Source organism: Maribacter arcticus (assembly GCF_900167935.1).
Taxonomy (GTDB): Bacteria; Bacteroidota; Bacteroidia; order Flavobacteriales; family Flavobacteriaceae; genus Maribacter; species Maribacter arcticus.
This window is the reverse complement of record NZ_FUYL01000007.1, coordinates 84,365-96,079: the sequence shown is the minus strand read 5'-3', so window position 1 is coordinate 96,079 and position 11,715 is coordinate 84,365. Positions and strand designations below refer to the sequence as shown.

General features: G+C 34.6%; 12 protein-coding genes. 9 read left to right on the top strand and 3 right to left on the bottom strand.

Features of this window, described 5'->3' with window-relative positions; translation table 11 throughout:
* The first annotated feature begins 351 nt into the window (after positions 1-351).
* From B5X55_RS11995 to B5X55_RS11965, 7 genes are all read left to right on the top strand, one after another.
* A complete protein-coding gene (locus B5X55_RS11995; protein ID WP_079512874.1) occupies positions 352-984 on the top strand; it encodes a Crp/Fnr family transcriptional regulator in 633 nt (210 codons plus the stop codon).
* A 69-nt stretch (positions 985-1,053) separates the two neighbouring features.
* Entirely contained in the window at positions 1,054-1,854 is an 801-nt protein-coding gene (locus B5X55_RS11990; RefSeq protein ID WP_079512873.1) for a sulfite exporter TauE/SafE family protein, read from the top strand.
* A gap of 80 nt (positions 1,855-1,934) precedes the next feature.
* A complete protein-coding gene (locus B5X55_RS11985) occupies positions 1,935-3,350 on the top strand; it encodes an MBL fold metallo-hydrolase (RefSeq protein ID WP_079512872.1) in 1,416 nt (471 codons plus the stop codon).
* Positions 3,351-3,481: 131 nt separating this feature from the next.
* Positions 3,482-4,891, top strand: a complete 1,410-nt coding sequence (locus B5X55_RS11980) for an MBL fold metallo-hydrolase (RefSeq protein ID WP_079512871.1) — start codon at positions 3,482-3,484, stop codon at positions 4,889-4,891.
* Between the two features lie 160 nt (positions 4,892-5,051).
* Positions 5,052-5,396: a rhodanese-like domain-containing protein gene (locus tag B5X55_RS11975; RefSeq protein ID WP_079512870.1), complete on the top strand. Its 345-nt coding sequence runs from the start codon at positions 5,052-5,054 to the stop codon at positions 5,394-5,396.
* A 102-nt stretch (positions 5,397-5,498) separates the two neighbouring features.
* Positions 5,499-6,140, top strand: coding sequence for a Tll0287-like domain-containing protein (locus tag B5X55_RS11970; RefSeq protein ID WP_079512869.1), 642 nt, complete (start codon positions 5,499-5,501; stop codon positions 6,138-6,140).
* 3 nt (positions 6,141-6,143) lie between these two features.
* The gene (locus tag B5X55_RS11965; RefSeq protein WP_079512868.1) at positions 6,144-6,413 is read left to right on the top strand and encodes a cation transporter; all 270 of its coding nucleotides are present in this window, start codon (positions 6,144-6,146) and stop codon (positions 6,411-6,413) included.
* Positions 6,414-6,473: 60 nt separating this feature from the next.
* Here the strand turns inward: B5X55_RS11965 and B5X55_RS11960 are convergent, their stop codons facing one another.
* Positions 6,474-7,352, bottom strand: a complete 879-nt coding sequence (locus tag B5X55_RS11960) for a sterol desaturase family protein (RefSeq protein ID WP_079512867.1) — start codon at positions 7,350-7,352, stop codon at positions 6,474-6,476.
* A 238-nt stretch (positions 7,353-7,590) separates the two neighbouring features.
* Between B5X55_RS11960 and B5X55_RS11955 the strand changes: the two genes are divergently transcribed.
* Positions 7,591-7,797, top strand: coding sequence for a YgaP family membrane protein (locus B5X55_RS11955; RefSeq protein WP_079512866.1), 207 nt, complete (start codon positions 7,591-7,593; stop codon positions 7,795-7,797).
* 145 nt (positions 7,798-7,942) lie between these two features.
* Entirely contained in the window at positions 7,943-9,253 is a 1,311-nt protein-coding gene (locus tag B5X55_RS11950) for an NAD(P)/FAD-dependent oxidoreductase (protein ID WP_079512865.1), read from the top strand.
* 53 nt (positions 9,254-9,306) lie between these two features.
* Here the strand turns inward: B5X55_RS11950 and B5X55_RS11945 are convergent, their stop codons facing one another.
* Both B5X55_RS11945 and B5X55_RS11940 read right to left on the bottom strand, forming a co-directional pair.
* Positions 9,307-10,644 (bottom strand): OprD family outer membrane porin, encoded by a 1,338-nt coding sequence (locus B5X55_RS11945; protein WP_079512990.1) that lies wholly within the window; start codon positions 10,642-10,644, stop codon positions 9,307-9,309.
* Positions 10,645-10,648: 4 nt separating this feature from the next.
* Positions 10,649-11,683 carry a c-type cytochrome gene (locus B5X55_RS11940; RefSeq protein WP_079512864.1) on the bottom strand — a complete coding sequence of 345 codons (1,035 nt, stop codon included), beginning with the start codon at positions 11,681-11,683 and terminating at the stop codon, positions 10,649-10,651.
* Positions 11,684-11,715: the final 32 nt, after the last annotated feature.

Genomic DNA, 11,715 nt, shown 5'->3' with positions numbered 1-11,715 from the left:
GTCCAAGGTGTCATAAAAGAAAATTCCTAGAAGCAAATCCTTATAAATTAAGTAATTTCAACAAGGTTAAAGTACGTTGCCCAAAGTGCGATTTAAAATATAGCATGGAACCTAGTTTTTATACAGGGTCAATGTATGTTTCTTATGGTGTAGGTATTGCAGTTGCGGTAGCTGTTTATATTTTGACGTTGATATTCGGCTTGTAACTTAAGGTTTCGACATTGTTTGCCGTAATAGTCGTTGATTTAATATTTGCATAGCCCTAGATAGCTTTAGTTTACGAATCGATTTGGGACAATATATTTTTAAAATTTGATAAGAAAATAGCACAAGAAGTTAATTGAAAGAAGAATGATCCAAGACTTAAAAGAGCAATACGGGAATATATTTGAAGAGGAATTAATTAATGAAATTGTTCAAGTAGGTACCTTTAAAGAAGTGCCTGAAGGGTATAAATTAATAGAAATAGGCGATTACCTAAGAGGAATGCCTTTATTAATATCTGGTGTCATTAAAATTCTTAGAGAAGATGATGATGGCGATGAACTTCTACTGTATTATTTAGAGAAAGGTGATACGTGTTCAATGACCATGGCTTGTTGTATGGGTGATACTAAAAGTGAAATTAGGGCCATTGCCGAAACAGATGCCAAGCTTATTATGGTACCCATTCAGAAGATGGAGGAATGGACAATTAAATATAAACCTTGGAGAAATTTTGTCTTCAATAGTTACCATGTTCGTCTAAATGAATTATTGAGTACGTTAGACAGTATTGCCTTCCAAAAAATGGACGAACGTTTAATTGGCTACTTAAAAGAAAAAGCTAGGGTAACAAACGATGATATTATTCATAGTACCCACCAAGATATTGCCTATGACCTTCATAGCTCTAGAGTAGTAATCTCTAGGTTATTAAAAAAATTGGAAGAGATGGGTAAAATTAAACTTCATCGTAATTTCATTAAAATTTTAGATTTATAATACTTCTGTAACCATTGTTACTGCACAGGTTACCTCTCAGCTTTACTTTTGTGATATATAATACATCACATGGAAATTTTGCACATTTTTGGATACATCAGCGCATTAATTATTGGTATTTCATTAGGACTTATTGGCGGTGGTGGCTCTATTCTTGCCGTACCCGTTCTAGCATATCTTTTTTCAATTAATGAAAAAGCTGCAACTGCATATTCTTTATTTATCGTTGGCGCAAGTGCCTTGGTAGGTGGCTGGAAACAGCATCTTAAAGGATTTGTAGATTGGCGAACAGCACTTGTTTTTGGTATTCCTGCTATAGTAGGTGTTACCGTGGTAAGACATTATATAGTACCTGCAATGCCAGACGTATTGTTTCAAATAGAAGATTTTCAATTCACCCGTAGAATGGCCATGTTTGGTCTGTTCGCCGTATTAATGATTCCTGCAGCGTATTCTATGCTCAAAAAAGACAAGAAGGTGATTAAAACAGGTGATGTTGATTATAATTATCCCCTGATTTTATTAGAAGGATTGATTGTTGGTGGTATAACGGGTATGATTGGTGCTGGTGGCGGATTTTTAATTATTCCCGCTTTGGTTATATTGGCAAATGTAGAAATGAAGGTTGCTGTAGGTACATCATTAGTAATTATTGCAATTAAATCTTTAATGGGATTTTTTCTGGGAGATGCAATGACCATGGAAATAGACTGGAATTTCTTAGCCCTATTTACAGGCCTTTCATTTATTGGTATTTTTATTGGTAGCTACTTGAGCAACTTCATAGATGGCAAAAAACTAAAGAAGGGTTTTGGCTATTTCATTCTAGTAATGTCCGCCTTTATTTTCTATATGGAATTTTTTAAATAAAATTTCCCTTATGTGACAAAAGTCACTGTACAGCTCTTATACAAAAGGTAATTTTAGGGTATTAATCAAAATTTATATTCATGAAAGTAGAACAAATATATACAGGATGTTTGGCTCATGCCGCTTATTATATTGAAAGTAAAGGAGTGGCGGCAGTGTTTGATCCATTACGCGAGGTACAACCATATATAGACCGCGCCAATAAGGACAAAGCTAAAATTAAATATGTTTTTGAAACGCATTTTCATGCCGACTTTGTTAGTGGTCATTTAGATTTACAAAAAAAGGCTGGTGCAGAAATAGTTTTCGGTCCTAGTGCAAAACCTGCCTATGAGGCAACCACAGCAAAGGATAATCAAATTTTTGAAGTAGGTGATTACAAGGTAAAAGTAATTCATACCCCAGGTCATACTATGGAAAGTACGACCTATCTTTTAATAGATGAAAAAGGTAATGAACATGGTATCATCACCGGTGACACTTTATTTATAGGTGATGTAGGCAGACCAGATTTGGCACAACATGTTGTAGCTGATTTGACCGAAGAAAAATTAGCAGGTTATTTATTCGATTCTCTTCGAAATAGAATAATGCCTTTAAGTGATGATTTAATTGTTTACCCTAATCATGGTTCGGGTTCTGCTTGTGGTAAAATGATGAGTAAAGAAACTACAGATACCTTAGGTCATCAAAAAAAAGTGAATTATGCCTTACGCCCAGACATGACCAAAGAAGAATTCATCAAAGAATTGTTGACAGGCCTTACGGCACCTCCGGGGTATTTTCCAAAAAATGTTCTTATGAACATTAAAGGATATGAAAGTTTAGACAAAATTATGGATAGGGCTACCACACCATATTCTCCAGAAGCTTTTGAAGCTGTTGCCAATGAAACAGGTGCATTAGTATTGGATACCAGGAATGCAGAGGACTTTGCAAAAGGGTTTATTCCTAATAGTATTAATATTGGGCTTAAAGGTAGTTTTGCCCAATGGGTTGGTGAAATGATACCCGATATAAAACAAGAAATACTTTTAGTTACTTATGAGGACAAAGAAAAGGAAGCTATTACAAGATTATCGAGAGTAGGTTATGATAATACAGTAGGCTTTTTAAAAGGAGGATTTGATGCATGGGAAAAATCTGGAAAAGATTTTGAGGTTACCAATAGAATTGATGGTTCTGAATTAGAAACTCTTTATAAGAATAAGAAGCCTATAATAATTGATGTAAGAAAAAAGAGTGAGTTCGATTCAGAACATGCTATCGGGGCAATCAATGTTCCCTTAAATGAAATAAATCAACATTTGGCTCAATTTCCAAAAGATAAGCCATTTGTTCTACATTGTGCAGGTGGTTATCGAAGTATGATTGCCGCTTCTATTCTAAAACAGAGAGGATGGCAAGATTTTACAGATGTTAGAGGTGGCTTCGAAGACATTTCGAAAACATCAATCCCTAAATCGGAATATGTTTGCCCCTCTACCCTATTATAGTTTTTTAAGGTAGTAAAATTAAGCCTCATTTTTGATGGGGCTTTTTTTATGACCGTACACTAGTGTAACCTAAGTTACTGTACTACACAATTTCTTAGTGTAATTTTGACCCGAATATTAAATATGAACTTATGAAGGTTGAACAAATATATACTGGCTGTCTTGCTCAAGGTGCTTATTACCTTGAAAGTAATGGAGAGGTTGCAATAATTGATCCCTTACGAGAGGTGCTACCCTACATAAAGAAAGCAACATCTGATAATGCAAAAATCAAGTATATTTTTGAAACTCATTTTCATGCCGATTTTGTCAGCGGTCACGTAACCTTGGCTAAAGAAACTGGAGCAGATATTATTTATGGTCCAAAAGCAAATCCTTCTTTCGAAGCTATCATAGCAAAGGACAATCAAGAATTTAAGTTGGGCGATGTAACCATTATTGCATTGCATACCCCCGGTCATACTATGGAGAGTACTACATACCTTTTAAAAGATGAAAAAGGTAAAGATTATGCCATTTTTAGTGGCGATACTTTGTTTCTTGGAGATGTTGGTAGACCAGATTTAGCTCAAAAAATGGGTGAATTAACCGAACGTGACCTTGCTGGTTTTTTATACGATAGTTTACGTGAAAAGATAATGCCCTTGGCAGATGATGTAATTGTATACCCTGCTCATGGCGCGGGTTCTGCCTGTGGTAAGAATATGATGAAAGAAACGGTCGATACTTTGGGTAACCAAAAGAAAATGAATTACGCATTACGTAAAGACATGACCAAAGAGGAATTTATAAACGAGGTAATTGATGGTCTGCTTCCACCACCTCAGTATTTTCCATTGAATGTAAAAATGAACAAAGAAGGCTACGAAGATATTAAAGTAGTATTGGAACGTGGTACAAGAGCACTTTCCCCAAAGGCTTTTGAGGCTGCAGCAAATGAATCTGGAGCCATTGTATTAGATGTGCGTAATCAAGATGATTTTGCAGCAGGTCACATACCACGTTCTATTTTTATAGGTCTCGATGGTAGCTTTGCGCCTTGGGTAGGTGCTTTGATTGCTGATGTGCAACAACCTATTTTATTAGTTGCACCAGTTGGTTTAGAGGAAGAAGCAGTAACTAGACTCTCTAGAGTTGGTTTCGATGGCACCTTAGGGTATTTAGATGGAGGTTTTGATGCATGGAAAAAAGCTGCGATGGAATATGACACCGTTAGTCAAGTTGATGCTAATAAGCTTAAAGAAGTAATTGAAACTGAAAAAGCGCCTGTGTTCGATGTACGTAAAGAATCTGAATATTTATCTGAACATATTTTAGAGGCCATGAATACACCATTAGATTTTCTGAATGACCACTTAGCAGAATTTCCTGATAATAAGATATTTTATGTACACTGTGCTGGTGGTTATAGAAGTATGATAGCTTCTTCCATTTTAAAAAGCAGAGGTATACATAACCTCATTGATGTAAAAGACGGCTTTAAGGCTATACAAGAAGCAGGTATTTCTCTATCTAAATATGTTTGCCCTACAACACTCTAATAAATGCTAGAATTGCCGATGACACATTAGAAAAGGTTCATTGAAATCTAGCTAAGAAAAGTCTTAATTAAACTTTTTTATTGGTTGGTTTGTTCAGGAAACGGCCTTTTTCAAGACCGTTTCCTTTTAGTATTGAATATTAACTTTAAATAAAACGATTATGTCATTTTTAGACGCCATTTTTGGCAAGAAAAAAGAAACTTTAGGCCAGATTACTATTTTGAAAAAGAATGAGTATGCAACAGCCATTATTACCAACAAGGTAAAACCTATTGATGTTAGAACAGCTTCTGAATATAATAGCGGTCATATTAAAAATGCCATAAACATCGATTTTTTCAATCCTAATAATTTTAAAAATTATTTTGAAAAGTTAGATAGAAACAAGGCTATATATGTGTATTGTAGATCAGGTGCTAGAAGCCAAAAAGCTGCACGTAAATTTTTAAACATGGGGTTTCTTGAAGTATATGATTTAAAAGGAGGGTATAGTTCTTGGAGTTAAGCAAAATAACAACTTAAACCTTTGAGCATTCTAATGTGATAAATTTATCCGTTAATGAAATATCTATATGGTTCATTTAACAAGCTGTAAAATTTGAAATAGATGAAAAGTATTGTATTAATCTTAGGGATTGTTCTTGTGTTCAGTTGCAAAGATTCCCCAAAAGTTAAACAGGAGACTGAAGTTAACACTATAGGTGAATCTAAAAATAACAATGGCACAGAAACTGACCCTGAAATTAATGATACTAATTTCGTGGAAAAAGGGAAATTATATACCCAAAGTACCCAGAAAATTTTAGGCAAGAACCTCATGCTGAACTTACAAAAAAATGGAGCGGTAGCCGCAGTAGAATTTTGCAATGAAAGAGCTTATCCACTAACAGATAGCATGGCAATTATTTACAATGCTAAAATTAGAAGGGTAACTGACAAACCAAGAAACCTTGAAAACCAAGCTAATGGAAAAGAGCTTGAGTATATTGAATTTTTTAAAGCAAAAGTTAGCAATAAGGAGACATATGAGCCTATTCTAACTACTGAAAATGGCACGACACATTTTTATTCACCTATTGTTACGAATACCATGTGCCTAAATTGCGATGGAACACCAATAATGAATATAGACCCAAAAGTTACTCTTATATTAAATACTAAATACCCATATGACAAAGCTATTGGCTATAAGGAAAATGAAGTAAGAGGTATTTGGAGTATAACTTTCAATGACGAACAAAATAAGTAAAATATGACATCAGTAATTCCTATTCAAAATCTAAATTGTGGTGGTTGTGCCATAACGATTATCTCTAAATTAGAAGAAATACTTACGATAACTAATGTAAGTGTATCAGTAGAATCGTCTTCAGTTCAATTTGATGCATCAAATCAAGAAGATATTACTACCGTAAAAAATAAATTAAAGTCAATTGGGTATCCGAGTATTGATCAAGGTAATTCCATACTATCAAAAGCTAAATCTTTTGTAAGTTGTGCTACAGGTAAATTATCTAATTAAACTTAAAAAATAGCCAAAGAAGAAGAAGAAGAAGAAGAAGAAGAAGAAGAAGAAGTGAATTTATTTCTTCTTCTTTGGTTTAAAACCGTGTACTAATTGTCCAAAAAAATCTTTTGGCAAATTCTCATCCCCAGGGTAACCTAACTTAACATCTCCGCTATCTTCAGGTATGTAGTTGGTCTTAAAAATATAATCCCATACACTTAAACTGATACCGAAATTTACTCCGTAAGTACCTTCGGGTAACTCATAGGCATGATGGTATAAATGCATAACAGGATTATTAAACAAATACTTTAAAGGTCCCCATGTTATCTTAATATTCGAATGGTTAAAATGCCCAATAGCAATTGCAGCAAAATGAACGATATAGGCCTGTTCTGGCTCAAATCCACCTAAAATCATAACCCCAAAAGTTTTTAAGGGTTTATAGAAAATGTTTTCCATCCAGTGGTAACGGAGGTGCGCTGCAAATCCCATTTCCTTAACACTGTGGTGTACTTTGTGAAAATTCCATAGAAAAGCATACTTATGCAGTAAAATATGGGTAAACCACTGTACAAAATCCAAAATAACAAAAAATAACAGTAATTGACCCCACATTGGCCATTGAGATATATTTATAAGCGCCAAACTGTTCGCAGTAATGCCCAAATCGGTAAAAAGCACATTTAGCATTTTATAAATACCACTTATAGCTATGGCAAACAAAAAGAAGTTGAAGAACATGTAAAAACCATCTAACCAAAAATCTTTTCTAAAAACACCCTGCTCCTTTCTCCATGGAAAAACGATTTCTAAAAACCAAACTATCAATGAAATAAAGATTAAACCCCAAAAATAATTGAGATACCAAGGCACATTAAACATGATGGATTTTATAGTCCAATTAAACGTTCCTGATATCGCATTTAAAAATGCATCTAAATATGCCTCCATTCGTATTACACTTTTGGTAAATATACTTTTTAAAAAACGACAAATCTGTAACTCTTGTTACATAATTTATTTTCATAATCTCATGTTTAAAACATGACAAATGTCATACGCTAGCTCATAGGTTAATATTACTTTGCAGTATAATTTTTAACATAAACCATAGCGCTAATCTGTTTGTCTATAATAAACGAACATCATTACAATCTGCGTTTTAGCTCTTAAATTAAATATCATTATCATGAAAAAAAACATGGGAAGTACAGACCGATTTATTAGAATCTTTATAGCCGTAGCTCTTTTAACTACATTTTATACAGATACCGTTACCGGAACTTTAGGCTATATAATGGCAGCGGTAGCAGGTGTTTTAATACTAACAACCTTTATTAGCTTTTGCCCACTTTATACCTTGTTCGGTATGAACACTTGTAAAATAAAAAAATAAAAAACTTTAAATTTTCAAATTATAAAGACCTAATTCCATATTATGGAATTAGGTCTATTCCTTTTTATAGTGTTGTGTAACTTTTGTTACATATTTAGCAACTTATAACTGTTATATTTATTAAATTCTAAAATATAGTTGTAAAATGAGTTCACATCATCAAGTAATAGTTATTGGAGGTGGTACTGCTGGTATTATGGTAGCAGCCCAGCTTCTCACTCAAAAGAAAGCAAAGGACGTAGCAATTATTGAACCAGCAGATATTCATTATTATCAACCTGCATGGACATTAGTAGGTGCTGGCACGTATGATTTTGAAAAAACTGCCAGACCAATGTCATCTGTAATTCCTAAAAATGCTACTTGGATAAAAGATAAGGCAACAGGTTTTGATCCCGACAACAATATTGTTCATACTGGATCTAAAGGAGATATTACTTACGATTATTTAGTTGTTGCACCAGGTTTGGCTTATGATTTTAGTTTGGTGCCCGGTTTGGGTGAAGCTATGGATAAAGGTGTTGTGTGTAGTAATTATACAGATCCAAAGCATACTTGGGATGTTATCAAGAATTTTAAAGGAGGAACTGCACTTTTCACACAACCTACAACACCAATTAAATGTGGCGGAGCACCACAAAAAATAATGTATTTAGCCGAAAGTCATTTTAGAAAAAATGGGGTACGCAAAAAAACAGATGTTATTTTTGCCACTGGGGGTTCAGTTATTTTTGGTGTAAAAGAAATTGCCAAAACCTTAATGGAGGTTGTTGATAGAAAAGATATCAACCTAAGATTTCACCATAAATTGGTAGCGGTAGATGGTGAGAAACAAATTGCATGGTATGAAATGGGTAAAGAAATTACAGCTGGTGGTTGTGTAGTAATTTCTAGTGATAAGGTAGATGATTTAAAACTAGACGATAAGTTTCAGTACAATTATAAAGATGTAAAGGTAACTGTTGATGGTAACCGCTATGGCATTCATTACGATATGTTACATACCGCACCACCATCAGTAGCCCCTAAATTTGTAAAAGACTCTACTTTGGTAAACTCAGCGGGCTGGTTAGATGTAAACCATCAAACTATGCAACACAATAAGTATCCAAATATTTTTGGCTTAGGAGATGTATCCGCATTGCCAACAGCCAAAACAGGAGCTGCCATACGTAAGCAAGCACCCATCGTAGTTGATAATATCGACCGTTTAATGAACACCCATAAAATGGGAACTCAATCATACAATGGATATTCTTCTTGTCCGTTAGTTACTGATTACGGTAAAATGGTTTTGGCCGAATTTGATTACGATAATAATTTTACCCCAGACCCAAAACTGAAGCAGATGCTAATCTTTGATTCTTCTAAAGAACATTGGAGATTGTGGATGCTTAAAAAATATGGCCTTCCTTATTTGTATTGGAATAAGATGATGAAAGGCAAAAATGTCTAATGTATTTCCAATAAAAAATCCCCATTGAAATGGGGATTTTTTATTTAATCTTTTTAAAAGTTATAGTTGAGTATTACATCTACATGAAATAAATCTACTTTATTAAAATAGAAATTTGGATTATCTGAAATATCACCATTGCCTATTTTCGAAGTAAGTAAAAGTTCTGGTTTTAAGCGTTTTAATTTTTTAATAGTAAAGAATACATCTAAGTTGATATGCGTGTAATCTGGCATGGCGTATTTATTTAGCGAGGCATCGGTTACTTCTGGTTTCCAATGCTTACCAATACTTAGAATTGAAGTAAGATTTAAATTCTCTTTCAATACATCAAACTCATTTTTATAGTTCAAAACCAGAGCGTGATTGTCTGCTGTGCCTTCGCTACGTTCTCTTTTTTGAAAGCTGAACAAGTCTTCCCTACCCCATTCGCGTGGCGATAAAAATTGACCATTTGGCAATATTCTTTCATAGGCTAAAGTCATTAACCCAACTTTACTTTTATAAGCAATTTTCAATCCTAAGACATCCGCTGTATTTTGATTGAAATAACGAAGGGAATCTAAACTGCTTCCGCCATCACCAACCTTATTCTGGTGCAACCACTCCCCTTCTAATTGTATAGATTCAGATATTTTTAAGGAAGGTTTTACATAGAATGAATTGAAAATATTTTCTACATACTCATTCCATATCTTAACATTCAAATTTTCAGTTATCTCAAAATCGGCATTCGCCAATATAATATAGTCCGATTTCGTATTATCGATATATTGGGAGGCATTGCCATATTTATTTCTACCCACCGGATATGTACCTATACTTTCCCCTATTCCATAAAACTTACCAGTAGACCGTGGTGCTATTTCATTTAATATTCCAAGTTGAAGTACTGTCTTTCGTTTTTTGTAGCTATACCATAGCCCTTGTACCAAAGTTGGTATCATTCTACCATCTTCAGGATTTATAAGCGGTGTATTAACCTTCATACGACCTAAAGTAAACGTGTGTTTCTTTAATTTATAATTCGCATATAGTTCCCCAAGTAAGAAAACAGCATCATTTTCTAAATCTAACCTATCAAACAATCCTTCTTCATACCTACTTAATCTACCCGTTGTAGCATCAGGGACGGTTAAATCTTGTAATCCTAAATTGGTAGAATTATAGATAGCTGCTCCTATTTCTAAATTATCAAACGGTGTATATTGATATTTTAATTTACCACCAGTTGCCAAGGCATTGAAGTTCTTTAGGTCATCCTTATTAGATGTCATCATGTAATAGGTACGCCATTGGCCAGAAAGTGTTCCTTTTTTCTTTACATCGACAGAATCTTGTCCAACAGAAATTAAGGGCAGAATAATAAAAAGTATGTATACTAACCGCATGCGCTTATTTCGTTTTGGTAATACCATATTCCTTTTTGTAATATTCCATGATTGGAGGAAAAGGTCCGTATTTATGTTGTTCGGGTGAAAAATCATCAACCCACGGACCGTATGGTGTAGATACAGGTTTCAGTTTTTTATCGGGATAATCCTTTTCTGCATATAATTTATGTGGTCGTGAAAAACTATTAATATAACCCGCCACATGATAAGCTTCCTCATCGGTTAATTTTGGTTTGTCCCAAGTTGCTTGTAAATAAGGCATATTACTTTTTATAAATTCTGCCGATGTAATCACCCTATTCATACCTGCACCATCGTTAAAACTATCAGGGCCCCACAATGGTGGATACGTATAACTTTTGCCATCAACATTTAGTATACCTGCTCCGTTTTCACCATGACAGATAATACATTCCTTTTTGTACACCTGACTCCCCTTTTCTAAATCTACCTCAACATTCGGAATCTCAATATTCGGGTAGCCTTTAAACTCCGCCTTCCGGTTTTCAGGTAGGCCCTCTCCCAACCAATTCATATAAGCGACTATGGCCTCCATTTTATTAGAATCTACAGGAAGCACCTTTCCGTTCATGCTACGTTCCATACAGCCATTGATTCGGTCTTCAATAGTACCTACTTTATTACCACGACCCCCAAATTGAGGAAAACGCTCTATAACACCTACCCAAGAACCAGAACCTGCTTGGGCCCCTTTCTGCAAGTGACAATTGGCACAAGCCAAATTATTTCCGCTATACCGGTCTTCAGGGTTCTCGGCATGCGGACCCATAAACTTAGAAGTCTCTGCAATCAGGTAATACCCTTTTTTAACCTTATCTGGCATGCTAGATAATTCTGCCATTGCATCCTTGGGTTTCCAAATATCTTTAGCGGCTATTTGTTCAGTTACAATTGGGACATAAGCTTCAGGTTTTGGCTCATAAGTTAACAGCAATATAAAAACAATACCCACCAAGACAAATACCACTGCAAATAGCTTAAAAAGTTGTTTCGCCAATGTTCGTAATTCTTCCATGCTAGTTGTACTACTACCTTTTAAAAAATCCG